The organism is Shimia sp. Alg240-R146 (genome assembly GCF_947331465.1).
GTDB lineage: Bacteria > Pseudomonadota > Alphaproteobacteria > Rhodobacterales > Rhodobacteraceae > Shimia.
Genome location: NZ_CAMZOK010000001.1, coordinates 1,065,358 through 1,084,783, shown reverse-complemented (window position 1 = coordinate 1,084,783; position 19,426 = coordinate 1,065,358). Strand labels below are relative to the sequence as shown.

21 protein-coding genes are annotated in these 19,426 nt (G+C 58.1%); 7 read left to right on the top strand and 14 right to left on the bottom strand.

Annotated elements, in window-relative coordinates; translation table 11 throughout:
* Positions 1 to 48: 48 nt before the first annotated feature.
* Positions 49 to 546, top strand: a complete 498-nt coding sequence (locus PG871_RS05270) for a pyridoxamine 5-phosphate oxidase (protein ID WP_270726854.1) — start codon at positions 49 to 51, stop codon at positions 544 to 546.
* Between the two features lie 478 nt (positions 547 to 1,024).
* The gene (locus PG871_RS05265; protein ID WP_270726851.1) at positions 1,025 to 2,464 is read left to right on the top strand and encodes an arylsulfatase; all 1,440 of its coding nucleotides are present in this window, start codon (positions 1,025 to 1,027) and stop codon (positions 2,462 to 2,464) included.
* Positions 2,465 to 2,747: 283 nt separating this feature from the next.
* Here PG871_RS05265 and PG871_RS05260 read toward each other — a convergent pair whose 3' ends face one another.
* Positions 2,748 to 2,990, bottom strand: a complete 243-nt coding sequence (locus tag PG871_RS05260; protein WP_270726848.1) for a DUF1150 family protein — start codon at positions 2,988 to 2,990, stop codon at positions 2,748 to 2,750.
* Positions 2,991 to 2,994: 4 nt separating this feature from the next.
* Positions 2,995 to 3,408 (bottom strand): Hsp20 family protein, encoded by a 414-nt coding sequence (locus PG871_RS05255; protein ID WP_270726846.1) that lies wholly within the window; start codon positions 3,406 to 3,408, stop codon positions 2,995 to 2,997.
* A 201-nt stretch (positions 3,409 to 3,609) separates the two neighbouring features.
* On the opposite strand from PG871_RS05255, the gene PG871_RS05250 reads away from it, so the two are divergent.
* From PG871_RS05250 to PG871_RS05240, 3 genes are all read left to right on the top strand, one after another.
* Positions 3,610 to 3,834 (top strand): YdcH family protein, encoded by a 225-nt coding sequence (locus PG871_RS05250; protein WP_270726844.1) that lies wholly within the window; start codon positions 3,610 to 3,612, stop codon positions 3,832 to 3,834.
* An 81-nt stretch (positions 3,835 to 3,915) separates the two neighbouring features.
* Positions 3,916 to 4,407 (top strand): 5-(carboxyamino)imidazole ribonucleotide mutase, encoded by a 492-nt coding sequence (gene purE, locus PG871_RS05245; protein WP_270726841.1) that lies wholly within the window; start codon positions 3,916 to 3,918, stop codon positions 4,405 to 4,407.
* Complete coding sequence (locus PG871_RS05240; protein WP_270726840.1) at positions 4,400 to 5,476, top strand: 5-(carboxyamino)imidazole ribonucleotide synthase; 1,077 nt, start codon at positions 4,400 to 4,402, stop codon at positions 5,474 to 5,476. The genes purE and PG871_RS05240 overlap by 8 nt, the downstream gene beginning before the upstream one ends.
* 87 nt (positions 5,477 to 5,563) lie before the next feature.
* On the opposite strand, the gene PG871_RS05235 is transcribed toward PG871_RS05240, so the two are convergent.
* From PG871_RS05235 to PG871_RS05225, 3 genes are read right to left on the bottom strand one after another with little or no spacing between them, the layout of a single operon-like run.
* The gene (locus PG871_RS05235; protein WP_270726837.1) at positions 5,564 to 6,811 is read right to left on the bottom strand and encodes a glycerate kinase type-2 family protein; all 1,248 of its coding nucleotides are present in this window, start codon (positions 6,809 to 6,811) and stop codon (positions 5,564 to 5,566) included.
* Positions 6,808 to 7,956: an alpha-D-ribose 1-methylphosphonate 5-triphosphate diphosphatase gene (locus PG871_RS05230; RefSeq protein WP_270726834.1), complete on the bottom strand. Its 1,149-nt coding sequence runs from the start codon at positions 7,954 to 7,956 to the stop codon at positions 6,808 to 6,810. Before PG871_RS05230 ends, PG871_RS05235 begins: the two co-directional genes overlap by 4 nt.
* Entirely contained in the window at positions 7,949 to 8,806 is an 858-nt protein-coding gene (locus PG871_RS05225; protein WP_270726832.1) for an alpha/beta fold hydrolase, read from the bottom strand. The genes PG871_RS05230 and PG871_RS05225 overlap by 8 nt, the downstream gene beginning before the upstream one ends.
* Before the next feature lie 67 nt (positions 8,807 to 8,873).
* Here PG871_RS05225 and PG871_RS05220 point away from each other — a divergent pair, with 67 nt between their 5' ends.
* Entirely contained in the window at positions 8,874 to 9,323 is a 450-nt protein-coding gene (locus PG871_RS05220; protein WP_270726829.1) for an NUDIX domain-containing protein, read from the top strand.
* On the opposite strand, the gene PG871_RS05215 is transcribed toward PG871_RS05220, so the two are convergent.
* The 6 genes from PG871_RS05215 to PG871_RS05190 all read right to left on the bottom strand — a co-directional run bounded on the left by PG871_RS05215 (position 9,320) and on the right by PG871_RS05190 (position 15,820).
* Positions 9,320 to 10,153 carry a DMT family transporter gene (locus PG871_RS05215; protein ID WP_270726827.1) on the bottom strand — a complete coding sequence of 278 codons (834 nt, stop codon included), beginning with the start codon at positions 10,151 to 10,153 and terminating at the stop codon, positions 9,320 to 9,322. The two genes, PG871_RS05220 and PG871_RS05215, sit on opposite strands and share 4 nt — an antisense overlap.
* Positions 10,154 to 10,235: 82 nt before the next feature.
* Complete coding sequence (gene rsgA, locus PG871_RS05210) at positions 10,236 to 11,327, bottom strand: ribosome small subunit-dependent GTPase A (RefSeq protein WP_270726826.1); 1,092 nt, start codon at positions 11,325 to 11,327, stop codon at positions 10,236 to 10,238.
* 577 nt (positions 11,328 to 11,904) lie between these two features.
* Positions 11,905 to 12,927, bottom strand: coding sequence for an AAA family ATPase (locus PG871_RS05205; protein ID WP_270726824.1), 1,023 nt, complete (start codon positions 12,925 to 12,927; stop codon positions 11,905 to 11,907).
* A complete protein-coding gene (gene pnuC, locus PG871_RS05200; RefSeq protein WP_270726822.1) occupies positions 12,891 to 13,499 on the bottom strand; it encodes a nicotinamide riboside transporter PnuC in 609 nt (202 codons plus the stop codon). The genes PG871_RS05205 and pnuC overlap by 37 nt, the downstream gene beginning before the upstream one ends.
* 345 nt (positions 13,500 to 13,844) lie before the next feature.
* Positions 13,845 to 15,494, bottom strand: a complete 1,650-nt coding sequence (gene groL / locus PG871_RS05195) for a chaperonin GroEL (protein WP_270726819.1) — start codon at positions 15,492 to 15,494, stop codon at positions 13,845 to 13,847.
* A gap of 38 nt (positions 15,495 to 15,532) precedes the next feature.
* Complete coding sequence (locus PG871_RS05190; RefSeq protein WP_270726817.1) at positions 15,533 to 15,820, bottom strand: co-chaperone GroES; 288 nt, start codon at positions 15,818 to 15,820, stop codon at positions 15,533 to 15,535.
* 394 nt (positions 15,821 to 16,214) lie between these two features.
* Here PG871_RS05190 and PG871_RS05185 point away from each other — a divergent pair, with 394 nt between their 5' ends.
* Positions 16,215 to 16,922, top strand: coding sequence for a hypothetical protein (locus PG871_RS05185; protein ID WP_270726814.1), 708 nt, complete (start codon positions 16,215 to 16,217; stop codon positions 16,920 to 16,922).
* 44 nt (positions 16,923 to 16,966) lie between these two features.
* Here the strand turns inward: PG871_RS05185 and PG871_RS05180 are convergent, their stop codons facing one another.
* From PG871_RS05180 to PG871_RS05170, 3 genes are all read right to left on the bottom strand, one after another.
* Complete coding sequence (locus tag PG871_RS05180) at positions 16,967 to 17,614, bottom strand: 2-hydroxychromene-2-carboxylate isomerase (RefSeq protein ID WP_270726812.1); 648 nt, start codon at positions 17,612 to 17,614, stop codon at positions 16,967 to 16,969.
* A 45-nt stretch (positions 17,615 to 17,659) separates the two neighbouring features.
* Positions 17,660 to 18,637: an oxidoreductase gene (locus PG871_RS05175; RefSeq protein ID WP_270726810.1), complete on the bottom strand. Its 978-nt coding sequence runs from the start codon at positions 18,635 to 18,637 to the stop codon at positions 17,660 to 17,662.
* Between the two features lie 81 nt (positions 18,638 to 18,718).
* Entirely contained in the window at positions 18,719 to 19,366 is a 648-nt protein-coding gene (locus tag PG871_RS05170; RefSeq protein WP_270726807.1) for a sulfotransferase family 2 domain-containing protein, read from the bottom strand.
* Positions 19,367 to 19,426: the final 60 nt, after the last annotated feature.

Below are 19,426 nucleotides of genomic sequence, written 5' to 3'. Positions count from 1 at the left end.
GCTTGATCCGACGACACCCATCCACCCGACAATTCAAAGGTTCGCCAGATGACTCAAAAAGATCCGATCCGCCCCACCGATGACGACGCCAGAAATTTGGCGCGCGGCCTTTTGCGCGACGCAACCTACGGGGCCTTGGCGGTCTTGGATCCCCGAACCGGTGCGCCCTCGGTGACCAGAGTTGCCATTGGCACGACCCTACACGGGATGCCCGTGAGCCTGATTTCCCGGCTTGCTACCCATTTTTCCGCTTTGGAGGCAGACCAAAGATGCTCGCTATTGCTCGGCGAACCCGGCCCAAAAGGAGACCCCCTCACGCATCCGCGTATGACATTACATTGTGATGCCGGCTTCATTCACACAGGAATGCCGGCGCATGACAGTTTGAGGGCCCATTATCTAGCCACTCACCCAAAATCAAAACTATACATCGATTTTCCAGACTTCTCATTTGTTCGTTTCACCGTAAATGGTGGCCTTTTGAACGGTGGATTTGGAAAGGCGTTTCAGATTACCTCCGACGATTTGAGAGATGCTCTGGGCTAGTTTTGTTCGCAGCAGCTCAAAAGCAATGTACCGACGTTCACTCTTTAAAATTACTGTTAATCCGCGCGGCAAACGCATTTAGGTTTCCTCCAATCAAGACGGGAGATTTTCCTTGAATGCGGCCCGCCAAATTCTGTGCATCCGCCGCTCATCCATGCTCTCCGTTCATGCGTGCCAGCGAACCGGTGAGCCAGATAGGATTGATCACCGAGGTGAACTAGAAATTGAAGAAGACACTGGCGTTGGTGTTTCACTGAGCGAGTGCGAGACAATCACGCTGATGTCAGACACCTGCGATTTCATGGATTCCAAAATCAGCGGGCAGTAGCATCGACCTGTCCGCTAGGTGGGTTACGATGTTCATTCCAAAAACAGCTTGTCAGGCGACTATGCTACTCTACCCTTCAGCATTCAGTTTTGAGCACACGGATAGTTGACATTGCAACAACCCACGGCCTCGTCATTTAAGGAGAACAACATGAAAAGTCTTTTAGCCGCAGCCTTACTCTTCGTGCCTCTCTTGACCACTGGTCAACCGGCATTGGCGCAGGAGAAGCCCAATATTCTTTTGATCTTCATGGACAACTTCGGTTGGGGAGAACCGGGTTTTAACGGTGGCGGGATCATTCGTGGTGCAGCTACGCCCGAATTGGATCAACTCGCTGCAGAAGGTCTTCGACTGACCAACTTCAACGTCGAAGTCCAATGCACACCTTCGCGCTCGGCAATAATGACAGGCCGCTATGCAATCCGCAGTGGAAATGGCGTGGTCCCGTTGGGCGAAGGGACATACGGACTGGTGCAGTGGGAAGTCACAATGGCAGAAATGCTGGCTGATGCGGGTTACGCAACAGGAATGTATGGCAAGTGGCATCTAGGTCGCACCGAAGGGCGTTTTCCGACTGACCAAGGGTTTGACGAATGGTACGGCGTGCCAAATTCGACTGACGAAGCTGTTTATACATCGTTGGCTGAATTTGAAGGCAGTGGAGTGGAGCCGACTTATGTCCTGAAAGGTGTGAAAGGCAGTGCTCCAGAAAAAGTGAAACCATACACATTGGAATACAGGCCACTCATTGACCGCGATCTGACTGATCGGGCAATTGATTTCATGACCAAACAAGCGGGTGAAGACAAACCGTTCTTTGTCTATCTTCCGTACACTGCAACCCATTTTCCGACGATGCCACACCCTGAATTCGTTGGTAAATCTGGAAATGGCCCTTGGGGGGATTTGCTGATGCAGATCGACAGCTATGTCGGGGAGTTAACCGCCACCTTGGACGACCTTGGCGTTGCGGATAATACGATTGTCATCTTCACGGCTGACAATGGCCCCGAAGCATTAAGTCCCGGTGAGACATCGTTGACGGTCGAAACGGCCATTCACGGAACAGCCGGACCATGGCGTTCAACCCTATTTACAGGATACGAAGGTGCACTGCGCGTCCCCTTTGCAGTGCGCTGGCCAGATCAGATCGAACGAGGCCGCGTGAGTGACGAAATTGTGCATGCCATGGATCTTTTGCCGACGCTCGCCAGCGTCGCAGGCGGCAAAATACCGACAGATCGCGTCATAGACGGTGTCGATATGTCCAGTTTTTTCGTGGGCGACCAGGACGAGTCTGGTCGGGAAGGATTCATAGTATACATGGGCAACGACGTCTTCGGCGTGAAGTGGCGTAACTGGAAGCTGCACTTTAACGAGCAGACCGGTTGGAATGGTACGCTAAGGAAGTACACGATGCCGCGCGTCTACAACTTGATGAATGATCCACAAGAACTGGACAACGTCCTATTCCCTCATACTTGGGTCCCCAAGGCTGCACTGCCTCAGCTCGAGAAGCATGTGGCTTCGCTTAAAGAGTTCCCTCCAATTCCCACAGGCGCGCCCGATCCTTATGAGCCGCCTGAGTGATTGTAATCATAAGGTGAGTTTAGAGTGCATTCATTGAATGCTTGGCGCTCGAAAAGACGGGCTGGATGGCTGCTTTCTTTAATTGCGAGAGTGTATCTTGCAATTGCAGCGAATGTCTGCAATCCGCCCTTGGTGTCGGAACGTCATGTCTGCTTTGGGCTGGGAACTGCCACTGGTTCAGATTTGGCGAACAGCAGCAACGTCCGCATACCAGCCCACTCAAAAAAACAAAACCCACCGCGATCCCTCGCAATGGGCTCCCATCTCAGCCGATTTGACAGCGCTAATGCACCGCCACCGGCGAGTAATCGTGATCGCGCGCCAGCATAAACGCCAGCTTTCGGTCTTTCACCAACGCCAGTCGTTCGCCATCGGCGTCATGCACCGCATAAAGCGTTTCGCCGTCTTCAACCTGCTCCTGAACCTCTTCGGGCAGATCCGCGAGTTCTACTGGGCGGACATACACAATCCGGTCAGCCACATGGCCGGCAAACTCGTCTGTTTCAAATTCATATGCGTCATACACTGCTCTACCCCTTCTTTATCTGGATTGTTTGCACCACTGTCTCGGGCTTGGCCCGTGTCAGATCGACATGTAGGAGGCCGTTTTCCATCGCCGCTTCACCCACATCGACACCGTCCGCCAACACAAAGCTGCGTTGAAACTGACGTGCTGCGATGCCGCGGTGCAGGAACACACGCCCCTCACTGTCATCGCTTTGCCGACCTCGGATCACCAATTGGCGATCTTCCACAGTGATGCTCAGATCATCTTCGGCAAAACCGGCCACAGCCAGCGTGATGCGATACGAAAAATCCGAAGTCTGTTCGATATTGAACGGAGGATAGCCTTCGTTGCCCGTCTTGGCGGTGCGTTCCAAAAGCCGCTCGAGTTGTTCAAACCCCAGCATGTGGGGGTAAGCCCCCAAAGTATGTTTGCTCATCGACACGTCCTTGTGCAAAGCGACAGTCACGCGCCCATCCCTTTCTGGCAACCGGCGCAACCAATAATATGGGGCTGCGCACCAGGCAAAGCAAGACCCAGCGGCCATCGGCATACAAATGCCACCCGCGCGCTTCTGGCGCTTTGCACATGGCGCGCGAGCGACTATGTTTGTACCAAATCAAGAACAAGGATGCCCAGGATGAGCGACTCCGGCGATCTGTCGATGAAAACCGATGACGTGCTGCGGGTTGAGCTTGAGGTCTTCAAGCAGGAACACCGTGACCTCGACGATGCCATCCACGCGCTGGTTGATCGCGGCACAGGCGAACAGCTGACAATCCAGCGTTTGAAAAAGCAGAAACTGCGGCTGAAAGACATCATTTCACGCATCGAAGACCGCCTGACGCCAGACATTATCGCCTGACGCGGCCGCTGCATTGCAGAACCCGCCAAACCCGATATAAACCGCCCATAATTCTTGGGATTTCACACGCGGGAACCGGACATGACGGACACACCACAGGTCGGCATCATCATGGGCAGCCAATCGGACTGGCCCACCATGAAAGAGGCCGCCATCCTCCTCGAAGAGCTTGGCATCACCTACGAGAATAAAATCGTCTCCGCACACCGCACGCCGGACCGCCTTTGGACCTACGGCAAAGAGGCCGCCGGTCGCGGCCTGCAAGTCATCATCGCGGGCGCCGGTGGCGCAGCCCACCTGCCCGGCATGATGGCCTCTAAAACCCGCGTTCCAGTGATCGGCGTGCCCGTGCAGACCCGCGCCCTTTCAGGCGTCGACAGCCTCTATTCCATCGTGCAGATGCCCAGAGGCTTCCCGGTTGCCACCATGGCCATCGGTGCCGCCGGAGCCGCAAACGCAGGCCTCATGGCTGCCGGCATCCTTGCGTTGCAAGATGCCGAACTCGCCGCCCGCTTGGAGGCGTGGCGCGATGCACTGTCCGCCTCTATTCCTGATGAGCCCCAAGATGACTAAACCGCTCGCGCCCAACGCCACCATCGGCGTTCTCGGCGGCGGCCAGCTTGGCCGCATGCTTTCCGTGGCCGCCTCCCGCCTGGGGTATAGAACGCACATCTTTGAACCCGGCGCCAACCCGCCCGCTGGTCACGTCGCCGATCAGGTGACAACTGCGGGCTACGACGATGCCAACGCCTTGCGCGCCTTTGCGGCCACCGTTGACGTCATCACCTACGAATTCGAAAACATCCCCACAGAGGCGCTCGACATCCTCGAAGCCCTGCGTCCGATCCACCCCAACCGCGACGCATTGCGGGTGTCTCAGGACCGCCTGACAGAAAAGACCTTTCTGCGCGATCTTGGCCTGACAACGGCACCTTTTGCCACAGTGGATGACGCCGACAGCATGACCGCCGCCGTGGCTGAGGTGGGCGTCCCTGCGATTCTGAAAACCCGCCGCTTCGGCTATGACGGCAAAGGCCAAGCGCGCCTGAAAGCCGCTGACGACGCGGCCCAAGCGCTCGCAGATATGGCCGGTGCCCCTGCGCTTCTCGAAGGTTTCGTCGACTTCTCTCACGAAATTTCCGTGATTGCCGCCCGGTCGGTTGACGGACAGGTCTCCTGCTTTGACCCCGGCGAAAACGTGCACAAAGACGGCATCCTCGCCACCACAACCGTGCCTGCTCGCATGTCCGGCAGCCAACGCATGGATGCTGTTTTGCTGGCTGGCAAGATCCTGAATGCGCTGAACTATGTGGGCGTTATGGGCGTCGAACTGTTCGTGACGCCAAAGGGCCTGATCGTGAATGAAATCGCACCGCGCGTGCACAATTCGGGCCATTGGACGCAAAACGGCTGCACCATCGACCAGTTCGAGCAACACATTCGCGCCGTCGCTGGCCTGCCTTTGGGCGACGGCCAGCGTGTGAACAACGTGGTCATGGAAAACCTGATAGGTGATGATATGGACCGCCTGCCCGATCTACTGGCCGAACCCGCCGCTGCCGTGCACCTTTACGGCAAAGCCGACACCAAGCCGGGCCGCAAAATGGGGCATGTAAACCGGATCACACAAAAAACCGCCTGATCCGGCTTCTTTCTGGCCAAAAATACCCAAACTGCGCTGCGATGGCGGCGCATTGTCATGCCAATCGCGGTGCGCTCTGACCACCGCTTACACGACAAAAATCGCTCGAAAGTCGTTCACATTCGTTAGCGTTGGCCCGGTCACCACCTGCGCATTGATCTTCTCGAAAAAGCTGTGCGCATCGTTGCTCGCAAGGGACTGCTCCGCGTCCACGCCTTTCGCTTGTGCAATTGCCAGCGTCTCGGGGCCTACCACTGCGCCCGCCACCTCGGCAGCACCATCAACGCCGTCCGTGTCACAGGCGAGCGCATAAACGCCCTTAGCGCCTTCTAGAGCAACCGCCAGCGCCAACGCGAACTCGGCGTTTGGCCCGCCAACTCCGTCGCCGCGTCGCGTGACGGTCAACTCTCCGCCAGACAAAATCACCAGCGGGCCCTTTGCGGCTTGCATCTTGGCAATCGCCAACGAAGCCTGCAACTGCGCCACGTCGCGCGCTTCGCCTTCCAACGCATCCCCAAGGATTTCGACCGGCACGCCCGCGGCCTCCGCCATCTCTTGCGCCGCCGCCAATGACTGACGCGGCGAAGCAAACAGGATGTTTTGCGTGGTGGACAAGCGCATGTCGTCGGGCGTCACGACCCCCCCATGCGCGCGTGCTGCCTCTTCCACATGGGGCGGCAATGTCACGTCAAATGCTGCCAGCGTCGTCAAAGCCGCGTCCAGTGTCTCCGGCTCTGCCACCGTGGGGCCAGATCCGATCATGCCCGGATCATCGCCGGGCACATCGGAAATCAAATAGCTCACGACTTTGGCCGGATAGGCCGCCGCCGCCAACTGCCCGCCTTTGGCCTGACACAGATGTTTGCGCAACGCGTTCATCGCCGAAATCGGCGCACCCGACGCCAGCAAATCCGCGTTCACCTGCTTGAGGTCTTCAAGTGTCATCCCCGGCACCGGCGCGGTCAGCAGGGACGATGCCCCCCCCGAAATCAGACAGATCACCGTGTCATCCGCCCCAAGCCCACGCAGCAGATCCAGCATCTTCAGCGTCGCGGTCTCGCCAGCCGCATCCGGCACCGGATGCGCAGCCGAGGCAATGCGGATACCAACGCAAGGCCGCTCATAGCCATAGCGCGTGATCACCAAACCCTCACACGGTCCCCAAGCGCTTTCCAAGGCCTCCGCCATTCGGGCGCTGGCCTTACCGGCGCCCACGACCACAACCCGCCCCTCGGGTTTGGCGGGCAATACTTCGGGCAAAGCCGCCATCGGGTCCGCCACAGCCACCGCACGCGCAAACAAGTCGCGTAAAAAACTTTCAGGATCTTGCTTCAAATTTCCGTCCCCGCCATGAACCGCTCCGCAACTTCGCCAGCCATAAAACTGACGCGACCACCCACAATTGTTGCCCCCACGCGGCCTGTTTCAGGCTCCAGAATCACCAAATCCGCCCGCTTGCCAACCTCTAACGTGCCACGATCCGTCAGCCCCATCACCGAAGCAGGTCCCGCCGACACCAACGCCCAACCGGCCTCAAAGGACACCAGACCATCGGCCACCAGCCGAAAGACCGCCTGTTTCAGGGCCGGATAATGATAATCTGAGGCCAAAGCATCACAAAGCCCCGCCGCGACAAGATCAGCGGCACTGACGTTACCTTTGTGTGAATTACCACGCACCACATTTGGCGCGCCAAGCACAATCGCATCACCGCCACCCCGCGCCGCCTCCGCAGCTTCAAATGTCTCAGGGAACTCCGATATCGCCGCGCCGCGAACACGCCAATCGGCCCGCGTTTCCACTGTCGCGTCATCATGACTGCCCAGCCGCACGCCCTTGGCTGCCAACCGCGCAGCCAAAGCACCCACCGCCGCCGGAACCTCGACCGTGCGTGCATGCATCTCCTTGAGCATCGCCTCATGTGCCTCAGGATTTCGCCCGGCTTTCAACGCTTGTCCTGTCAAACGCGGCGGCTTCTTGCCCTTGGCCAGGGCTGAATGCGGCAGGTGATCGTTGAAAACCACATAGGGCACATGATGCGCCGCCACGGCGGCCTCGAATGCCGCATAATCCTCCAGCATATGCGTCTCCAGCCGCAACTGGACAACCATATCCGTCAACAGTCCTTCGGCCGTCTCAAGCGCGCCCAGAAACCGCTGTGCAAACGCCGGTCCGCGCATCCCGCCTTCCCAGCTCCAGAACTGGGCCAGAACAGCCGTGGTCACACCATTTGCCGCCAGTTCCGCGTCTGTTGCAGCCAACCCCGGCGCCAGATCTTTCATCGCGCCGCGACGCGGCGCCAGATGCCGCTCAAATCCGTCGCCATGCAGATCGACAAGGCCCGGCAGAACCTGAAACCCGCTCAAATCCACATTGCGCCCGCCATCCGCGACGATCACACCGTCTGCCACGGACAAAGCGGCGCTGGAAAACCCTTCAGGCCACAGCACCTCGGCCCCCGTCAACCGCATGTCACTCATCGATTGATACGCCTTCTTCATCCCCCCAGAACCGGGCCCAAAAATCGTCCCACGTGTCGTTCCCCTCCGGCACATCCTGACACACACCGTTGGTGCATTGTCCCTCCATGAACACTTCCAACTCGCGCAAGGTCCGCTCTGCATCGCCCCATTTCAGATCGTGGTCAAACGCCCCGTCCACAAGGAAATTCCGCACCTGCGTGATCACCATCGGATTGTTCATCATGAACGTGTGGGTCACCGGCAAGACAATATGATCCGCCATACCCTCCACCTTGGTGCTATCAACGCTGACTTTGCCATCGTCCGGCCCCTCAATCAGCGCCGAGAACAGTGGGTTTATCGACCGGTCTCCAGCAATCACGCCCAGTTCAAAATTCACTGGCGGCAATTGCGCGGGCAGCCCATCTGTTGCCAGCTGCATCCCAGCCGGACCATTCAACAGACGAAAGGCCTCCAGATTGCGCATCTCATCCACCAGCTCCGATCCCTGATTGGGCGGGGCCAGCATCACCACGCGATGCAGGTTCTCAGGCTGGTGCTGTGCCAGCCAGACCCGGGTCAGAATACCGCCCATGGAATGCGTCACAATGTTAAGCCCCTTGTCCCCGCACTGCGCCACGGCCTCTGGCAAGGCTTGCTTCGCCAATGAGCCGATCACGTCCTCTGTCGACGGATAGCTTTGTCGAACCACTTTGAAGCCCAACCGCTCCAGCGCAAGCTGCATCACAACAAAACTGTTGTCGGTGCGCGCCAAACCATGCAGCAGCACCACGCATTCCGCGCGCGCCGCGCCAGCGCCTGCCATCAGGCCAAATCCCATGGCCAGTATAAGTGCTAAACGTGTCATATGCTTGAGATAGGCAATGCAACGCGATTACAAAAGGGAAATAACCACCCCTTTGCGAAAGCCCGCCATGTCATCCCCCCGCCTCGCCGCCCGCGCATTAATCCTGCAGGACCAAAAACTGCTTTTGGTGAATGCCTATCCGGCCTCGCAAAGTGACCTCTGGTGCGCGCCCGGCGGCGGTGTGGATCGACACAGCAGCCTGCCCGAAAATCTCATCCGAGAGGTGCATGAAGAAACCGGACTAACTGTGGACGTCGGCGCGCCCTGTCTGATCAACGAATTTCACGACCCTGATCTGGGCTTTCATCAAGTGGACATCTATTTCCGCTGCACCGTCGTTGCGGGCACGCTGACTGAAACTTGGCGCGACCCCGAAGGCATTGTCACAGAACGCCGCTTTGTATCGCGCACGGAAATGGCCTCGCTTGCCTTTAAACCCGACAGTTTGCCCGACGCGGCTTGGGGAGGGGCGCTACTTTATGACCCGCTGGAATTGTTGATCAAACCCGACCGCTAAACACGCCGCATCGAGATCAGCACGCCCGCGATCACCAACACAGCCGCCCCGACGAACCGCAAGGTCACCGGCTCAGCCAAAAACACCATGCCGCCTGCCATCGCGATCACCGGCACGCTCAACTGCGCCACGCCAGCCCGCGCCGCGCCCAATCTCGGCAAAATTGCGTACCACAAGGCATAGCCCAGCCCCGACGTGAGCACACCAGACACCACCGCCAGTGCCACACCCGCCGGACGCAGTTGGCCCTCCGAGCCCAACGCCAGCCACACCGCCAAGGCCAACGGCGCGGCAAGGATGAAATTCATAGCTGTGGCCTGCGTTGCGTCGGTCTCCCGTCGCCCTTGCAGCGAATAGATGCCCCAGCCTACCCCCGCGCCCGCCATCGCCAGCGCTGCACCAATCGGCACAGTCACTGCACCTGACGGCCACAACAGCCAGATTAGTCCCGCCAAGGCCGCCGTCGCGCCGATCCATCTCGTTGCCGGCACCTCTTCGCGTGCAATCAGTGCACCGCCAAACATCGTCACCTGCACGACGCCAAACAGCAACAACGCGCCAAGCCCCGCATCCAAGCCCCGATAGGCCTCAGAGAAGCCGAAAATGTAGGCCAGCAAAGCCACAACGGCGATCCCACGGCCAGCGCCGCCAACTGTAAGGCCCCGCTTTTGCCACAGCACGATCGCACCCAAAGCCGCGGCCCCGGACGCCAACCGAATTACGCCGAACGCCAGCGGGTCCATGCCTTGGCCAGCGACGCCAGCACGATTCAAAACGGAATTGGCCGCAAAAGCAGCCATCGTCAAAGCGGTCAGAAGCAGTAATTTCATGGCACAGTTGGTGGCACGCGACGCCCCGACTGACAAGCAGCCTGATCCTTCACAATACAGCGATCAGCGGCAACACTTCGACCTAGCGCCGCCCTTTGCGCCCCTTGTGGGCTTTGGTCACGGTCTTGATCATTTTGCCAAAGTCTTTTTGCTGCGCCCGTCGCTCGGCCAAAGTCGCGGTGTTGTGCCGCTCCTCGGCTGCCAGCTTGCGCCACCGCTCCAGCCGCGCTGCATCCAATGTACCAGCCTCAATGGCCGCGCGGACCTTACATCCCGGTTCGGTCTCATGGGCACAATCGTTGAACTTGCACTGTGCCGCCAGTTCGACAACGTCTGAAAACAGATCGGCAATACCGGCCTCTGCATCTGCCAATTGCAACTCGCGCATGCCCGGTGTGTCCAACACACCCAGTCCGTTTTCTGTGAAATGCAATTGCCGCGCTGTGGTTGTGTGTCGCCCGCGCGCATCATCCTCACGGATGCCCTTGGTGGCCGCCTTTTCTTGCCCAAACAGCGCATTGACCAAAGTCGACTTGCCAACGCCGGATGTGCCAAGAAAGGCAATTGTCTGCCCCGGCGCGCTCCAATCGGACAGCGCACCCGCCACATCGCCCTCTTTGGCGTTCAAGGCAATCACCGGCACCCGATCCGAAATCGCCTGTGCTTCGTCGATGAAGGGCTGCGTGTCCTCACACAAATCCGCCTTTGTCAGCACAATCACCGGCGCGACCTCGCTTTCAAAGGCCAATGCAATGAAACGTTCCAAACGCGCGACATTGAAATCAGCGTTGCACGAGGTCACGACAAACACCGTGTCCACATTGGCCGCAATCAGCTGATAGTGCTTTGCATGCCCCGCAGCGCGGCGTTTAAAGAGACTCTTGCGCTCCAAAAGCACGCTGTGCGTCGGCAGCGCCTCGTCAAACAGCAGCCAGTCGCCCACCGCCAGATCCAGACTCGGCGGGATCAACCCGTCAAATCCGTCACCTTTCACATTGGCACCGGACTTATGCACTTCGGTGACCCGCACAGGCGGCGTGGCCGATAAGGTGTCGACATCAACTTGCGTTGCAAAAAACGGCTGCCAGCCAAGGATTTCCAACGCACTGCGCTTTGGCGTGGTGGGAGTCGGGGTGCCCGTCGAGGGCATGAATTGGGAATAGTCCCGTGTCATCGGTATGATCTTTCATGGTCAGGCGCCAAGCCACCGCTTACGCCCATGGTAACAGAGAAATAATCGCAGAAAAACAGGTACCTGACGCGAGCGCGCAGGCCGTTTGTTCTGTTCGATTGTTCAGGTGGGAAGCCGCTCTGCCTCCCCCTCATCATTGCTCCAGTGACCGGGCCATAAAATCTCCTATGCGTGTGCGGGTTACATGGGGATGTTTGGCGAGTCTGTCAAATAGGCGTGGCGCGTTTGGGCCAAAGCTTTTCCAAGGTGGATTGACCCAGCGTCCGGCCACAAGGGCCGCGTCCGACCCTGGGTGGGCGCATCAAGACACCGCAATCTGCACGCTCAGATCAGAAGGCGCTTACGCAACAAACTCTGTTCAAACATCGCAAAAAGCGCCCTCCCGAGGGGAGGGTCGGGCGTTGACCGGCGGGGCCGGGCGGAAGGCTCCGGAAGTAAAAGGGAGCCCTGCATTGCCTTCGGGAGCTGACTTTGACGAATGGCTGCTATGCGGACCTTGGATCAAAGTGCGCCGAGGTCCGCTTCGGCGAACCGTTCAACAAACGGCGCTTTGGGGAAGCTAGCTAAACGTATCCAAATGGAAATTGGCCGCTGCCGTCCGCTCGGCCCAATCCTCACCCTCGATGCATTTCCACTCCGCTCCCAACTCATCCAACCAAGAGCGCAGCCTGCCGGTGAACCACGCTCGGCGCGCCGGATCAGCGAAATGTCGTGTTCCGTCATCTTCCCAAGGCGTTGCGTGGTCGAGCAGAAGGTAGGACTTCCCTTCGACTGCAGAACGTGCCCAGTCTACGAGCGGCTTATGCACTTTGCCTAACAACGCCTCGGCCCAAACCAACGTTTGCAAGGCATCCGTATCCTCGACAATAATCGGTCCACCTCGCGCCGCCATCGTATCGGCCAACGCTTTGTGGCCCGCCATGATCGCCTCGAAGTCTGCCGCGACCCAATCTTGCCCATGCCGGAAGACGGCGTCGTAATCACGCCCATATTCAGGGATAGGCACACTTTTAAGCCGTGCGGCCAAAGCTTCGGACAATACCGTCTTGCCGGTGCTTTCCGCTCCCACCAGAACAAGGCGGCGTTGGTAGTAGCTCCGCACTGGAACTGGCACATGGCTCCAATTGCTCGTCAGATCTTCTCGGATCGCCGTGGCCGACACCGGCACAACCTGTCGCTCCGGGTCCACTGGAAAGGGCCGCGCATCGACTTCCTGCGCGAGGCGGTGGACGTAACCTTCCGAGCCGAAGACCCAATCAATGGGCTCGGGGTGGAACTCCGCAATTGCTGCGCGCCAGATAGGCCAAAAGTCATGGTGATCCTCTGGTGCCTGCGGAATGTCGCGATGCATGTGCAGCACGCGATAGCCGGGCCGCGACAGGCATTCCCTCATCCACTCAGCCCTTAGATATCCGTCGATTGGCTCTGCGTCATGGCTACACACCAGCACCGTCATCACATTACACCGCGCCTTCCCGACCTCGGCACAATAGAGATGGCCCGCATGGGGCGGCATAAACTTCCCCAGCAGAAAGCCATGTGTTTTCATGTCGTCAGAGGCTGCATCGCGGCCCGACGCCACTGGAACAATCCTGTGATAGCAAGGCCTAGGAACACGACGTAAAGTGCTGCCGTCGGCTCCAGTCCGCGCGTGTAGAAAAGGCCAATTGCCAGAACATCAACGGCAATCCACAAATACCAGCTTTGCAAGTATCTTCGCGACAATAGGAATTGTGCAGTTATGCTTAGCGCTGCCACCGCCGCATCCCAGAACGGGGCGGCTGCATCGGTATAGGCTGCCATCAGACTTGCAACGATCAACCACACAATGGCGGTTCCCCCAAGATACAACGCGAATATGCCAGTTCCCAAAGGTGCCACGATGATCCGACCGTCCCGCGCACGTCCGTTTAGCCAGACATAGAGGCCGTAGAACTGAATAAAGAAAAAATAGACCTGTAACAGCGCATCACTATAGAGCCGATATTCCCAGAAGATGAAAAAATACAGCGTCACCACGGCAAAGCCGAACGGGTAATTCCAGATCGAACGTCGGATGATCAGACTTACGTTCAGTATTCCACATATAACCGCGATCCACTCGATAGGGCGGCTGCCAACCATGCCCCAGAAGAACTCCAACATATCTCTCATCCTGCTCGTTTTACTTGCCGGATTTAAACCGCAATTCGTTGGGGTGACGCAACCATCATAATCCGACCCTTCCAGAGCCGATATGTTCAAGGCCATCAGCAGTCAGCAAAAAGTTGTGCAGAGTTTTGGCTCTCCCGCGTTAGCAGACATTAGCTGCATTGCAGAAAATCGGTAAAGTGGGCTCAAACCGGCCTTTGCGTTTTGCGCTTTCAAGCAACTCTCATGCACCACTTACAAAAAAGGGGCCGCCCGAAGGCGACCCTCTATCTCTTGGGCTGCGGCTGTCGAGACATTGGCCTGACGGCCAATGCACTGTCGCATCACCGTTCGCAAAGCGAACGGTGATTACATCATGCCGCCCATGCCGCCCATGCCGCCCATGTCGGGCATGCCGCCGCCGGCTGCGCCGCCGTCTTTGGCTGGCTTGTCAGCAACCATAGCTTCGGTGGTGATCAGCAGACCCGCGATGGAGGCCGCATCTTCCAGAGCTGTACGTGCAACTTTGGCAGGGTCGATCACGCCGAATGCGAACATGTCGCCATATTCTTCGGTCTGCGCGTTGAAGCCAAATGTGTTGTCGGAGGATTCACGGACCTTGCCCGCAACAACCGCACCGTCAACACCAGCGTTTTCAGCAATCTGACGCAGAGGCGCTTCGATGGCTTTACGCACGATGACAATACCAGCGTCCTGATCAGCATTTGCGCCTTTCAGATCGGCAAGTGCTTTGCCAGCCTGAACCAGAGCAACACCACCACCAACGATCACGCCTTCTTGTACAGCAGCGCGTGTGGCGTTCAGAGCATCGTCAACACGATCTTTGCGCTCTTTCACTTCCACTTCGGTCATGCCGCCAACGCGGATAACAGCAACACCGCCGGCCAGTTTGGCAACGCGCTCTTGCAGCTTCTCACGGTCGTAGTCAGAAGAGGTTTCTTCGATCTGTGTGCGGATCTGAGCAACACGTGCTTCGATCTCGGCTTTCTCGCCAGCACCGTCAACGATGGTTGTTTCGTCTTTGGTGATTTCGATTTTCTTGGCTGTGCCCAGCATGTCCATAGTGACGGACTCAAGCTTCATGCCCAGATCTTCGGAGATAACCTGACCACCGGTCAGGATCGCGATGTCCTGCAGCATGGCTTTGCGGCGATCGCCGAAACCAGGTGCTTTGACGGCTGCGATTTTCAGGCCGCCGCGCAGTTTGTTCACAACCAGAGTTGCCAGCGCTTCGCCTTCAACATCTTCAGCAATGATCAGCAGAGGCTTCTGCGACTGGATCACCTGCTCAAGCAGTGGAACCATCGACTGCAGCGAAGACAGCTTCTTCTCGTGCAGCAGAACCATGCAGTCGTCCAGATCAGCGATCATTTTGTCTGCGTTGGTCACAAAGTATGGCGACAGGTAGCCACGATCGAACTGCATGCCTTCAACAACATCGGTTTCTGTTTCCAGACCTTTGTTCTCTTCAACAGTGATCACGCCCTCGTTGCCAACTTTCTGCATCGCGTCTGCGATCTGCTGGCCGATGTCGGATTCGCCGTTGGCGGAGATGGTGCCAACCTGAGCAACTTCGTCGCTGTCTTTAACTTCACGAGCGGAAGAAACGATGCCTTCAACAACCTTGGCAGTTGCCAGGTCGATGCCGCGCTTCAGATCCATTGGGTTCAGACCAGCAGCAACCTGCTTGAGGCCTTCTTTGACGATGGCTTGTGCCAGAACAGTCGCGGTTGTTGTGCCGTCGCCTGCTTCGTCGTTGGTGCGGGAAGCAACTTCCTTCACCATCTGCGCGCCCATGTTCTCGAACTTGTCTTCCAGCTCGATCTCTTTGGCGACAGATACACCGTCTTTGGTGATGCGTGGTGCGCCGAACGATTTGTCGAGAACCACGTTACGGCCTTTGGGGCCGAGGGTCACTTTGACCGCATCGGCCAGAACGTTTACGCCGCGCAGCATTGCATTGCGGGCATCGGTATCAAACTTGACGTCTTTTGCCATTTTGTTTGCTCCTAATTGGAATTTTTGTCGTCAGACGATCAGGCGATGATGCCCATGATGTCGGATTCTTTCATGATCAGCAGCTCTTCACCGTCAACGGTGACTTCGGTGCCGGACCATTTGCCGAACAGGACATTGTCGCCTGCTTTAACGTCGAGCTCGACGCGCTTGCCGGCATCGTCACGCAGGCCAGCGCCCACGGATACGATTTCGCCTTCGGCTGGTTTTTCTTTTGCGCTTTCGGGGATGATCAATCCGCCAGCGGTTTTCTCATCGCTTTCAACGCGGCGAACAAGCACACGATCGTGCAGCGGTGTAAATGCCATCTTCGAGGTTCCTTCACTCAAAGTTTCTCCCATCGCCCCGGCCAATCTTTGGCCAACGGAGCGATTAGCACTCATTAAGATCGAGTGCTAACGGCGGAAGAGGTAGGCACAGTTACAGGAGGAGTCAACGGCGAGAGGGAAGATTTTTGCTGAGGGGAGCGCCCGACCCTGGGTGGGCGCTGCTCCCAAAGATGCCGTGACGCAATGACATCGCCAAGCTCACTGCCCTTTGCACCGGTTTAAACGACGCAATGCGCCCTCCCGTGGGGAGGGTCGGGCGCGACCCGGGGCCTGCGGCCTATTCCGGGCCATCCCAAGACGCCACCTACGCCTTTCCCCCATTGACCCAACCCGCCAATTCTTCATTCTCCCCACAAAAACCATCAGGACCACTATGACCATCCCTCTGAACCACCCGATCTGGCCCAACCTCTACGGCCCCTACGACCGCGAAGACATCTCCCCCATCCTCTCACAGCTCTCCCAAGCCTGGGACCAAGATCTCGCCGACGACCTCTATTGGGAAAAGCTGCACCATCAGGACACACTCTACCCCGTCACCTTCGCCGCCCTACCAATTCTCTGGCAGATCGCCCCACGGGATGTCGCGAACCTCAATTTCTTCGCCCACATCCTCAGATGCACGGCCCACGGCATCGAACGCGCCTACGAACACGGCCGCTACTACCCCGACCCCAGCCTTGAAGACGGCGCCCAACAAGCGCTGTTGACCGCACAGGAACAGTGGTGGGTCGGCAACAAACACGCCATAGCAGAAGCCTGCCTGAACGCCCTCCCCCTCGCACAGAACGACGCACAGCTCACCTACCTCCTCTGCGCCCCCTGCGCCACGCGCGACGCTGGTACATTGGCGCATCTGATGGACATGATCGGCCAAGACTACGGAGACGACGATATTGACGAGGCGATCACCCAAATCACCGCCAAAGACATGACCGCAGCCCTTGCCTTGCTGCCGAAAATCGAAACGCAGTCGCCGCGCTTCGCGACCGCCCTGAGGAACGCCCTGACAAACGCCCCCTCTGATGTGCCAAAAGACGGTTTGACCCGCGACCCATCCACGCCAGACCTGTTCGGCTAATCGTAGGGTGTGCGCTCTGCGCACACCTCCCCGCTCAGCGGTGCCTACCCACCCACCGGCGGGTTTTTAAACCCACGCACCGCAAACGGCGCAATCAAAGCCCGCTCCACCAACTCCATATGGTCCTGACCGTAAAACATGTCACCGTCCACGAAGTAAGTCGGTGAGCCAAACACTCCACGCGCCAGCGCCTCCTGGGTGTTTTCCTCAAACACCGCCTGCACATTCGGCGTCATCGCCGTCATTATCAAAGGCGCGGCATCCACGCCCACTGCCTGCGCCACCCGCGCCAAATCCTCAGGGTTCGCCAGATCAATGTCGTCACGCCAATGCCCCTGCAACATCGCAAACGACAGCGCATCCACATCCAGCCCCGCCTGCTCTGCGGCAATCAACATCCCGCTCGACAGATGCAGCGCGTTGTCATGATACGTCGGGCGATGCGCGATCACCGGCACCCCGCGATATTCCGCCCAGCGCTCGATCTCGCGACCAAAGAAATAATCCACATGCGCCTGCGTGCGCCCTGCAAACGACAGCCCGCCTGCAGCCTCGACCACAGGTGACAATGCGAACGGACGATGGATCAGACGACAATCGTGCGCTTCGCAAATCTCCGCCAACCGTTTGGCTCCGAGATACGCGAACGCGGAATGTGTTGAGTAGAAATATTCAATGTCTCGCAAAGTCATTCGGGGACGCTATCACCACGCCCCCGAATTTCAAACGCGAACCACCTAAGCCGCGTCGAGCAACGCCTCGCTCACCGCCCATAGCCGCTCTGCCGCCTCATCATCTGTGGCGTGATCATCCACCCCGAAATACCGCGCTGTCGGGCTGTCCGGATCAGTCGGCAGCGCAATATTGCAGTCCTCGCAGTAAACACCCGCCTTGCCGTCCAACAGTGGCGATGTCGCGGCCCACACGGACGTCGCCGCGCCCTGTTCCGGCGTCTTGAACCCCTGTTTCGCCAGTTCCGACGGCTCGCCATCTTCACCAAGCCAGCCCAGCGCGATCATCTCTTCTTTTGGCAAATGCCGCTGCAACAGCGTGAAAATCCCGCCCGGATGCACCGAGAACGCCAACCCATCGGTCACTTTCAAACGCCGCGACAAGGCGTTGGCAAACAGTGCATTAGCGGTCTTAGCCTGCCCATAAGCCTGCCATTTGTCATAGTCGGACGTTTCATACTGAATATCATCCCAGCGTATCGGCGACAGCTTGTGACCGGTCGACGACAACGAAACCACCCGCGGTGCCTCTGCCGCGCTCAACAGACCCATCATTGCCTGCGTCAATGCAAAATGCCCCATGTGACACACGCCAAACTGGCTTTCCCAGCCGGGCCCGACACGTTCCATCGGACAGGCCATAATGCCTGCGTTGTTGATCAATATATCCAGCTTGGGCAGCGTCGCCGCCACCTCTCCGGCAAAGCCAGCGATGGATGTGATGTCCGCAAGATCCATCGGCAAAGCCACCACATCACCGGCAACCCCCGTTAGCGCCGCCTCGGCTTTCTCCGGTGTGCGCACCGGCACGACAACCTTCGCCCCGCGCCCTGCCAAAGCGCGCACCGTTTCCAGCCCCAAGCCGCTATAGCCGCCAGTCACGACCGCCGTCTTGCCGCTCAGATCGATCCCTGCAACCACATCGAACGCATCCGGCCGCGCGCCAAAGCCATGTTCCACCGGTTTCTGGTCAGATTTCGCCATGTCACTCTCCATGTTACCAATTCTTGTTGGCCATGACCTGAGTCCAAAAAGCCGACAAAACAATTGCAGATCGCGCCAATCTCAGCGCTCAAAGCCAAAGGCTTCAAAATCATCGCGATGCCGCGCCCAGATCAAATCCTTGTGCGCCTGGGTCAGCGCCTCTGCGGTAAACCCCGCAGCCTCACGTTTAATATTGCGGCGTGGCAAGGTCACCTCGCGGCCAAAAATCCCGCGAAATATCGGCGCAATGCCTGCCACCAGATCCGCCTGATCCACCAAATGATCCACCAACAAGGCGCCGTTGGCGTCCATCACATAATCCACCTGCGGCGCAAAATGGCGGGCATAGTCGCTCAACGGATCTTCAAAATCCTGCTGCAAAAAGGCTTCAAACCGCCGCGATTGCAGCGCTGGCACATATTGCGCGACCCAGTCCACAGCCCCCATGCGATAAATGTATTCTGACACCATCCGCGCATAAGGATGCCGGATCACCGCAAATTTGGTAAATGCCGCAAACTCGGCCTGCGAAACAAAGCCCAGATCAACATATTCGCGGGCAAACAGATGCGCCAACCGTTCCGGCTGCCCCGCCTCGCCGCGACGCATCAACAACGCGCCGCGTTCTTCCCAACTCAGGCCAAGATCGCCAAGAAACGCCGTGGCCACGCTCTGCCCACCGGTCTTGGGAATATGCACAAAGATGGTCTTGTGGGCGCGTGATAACATGGGCCGCACAATTGCAATCCGCCACCTTCCCGTCAACCAACCGACAGTTTTAGCGACCGC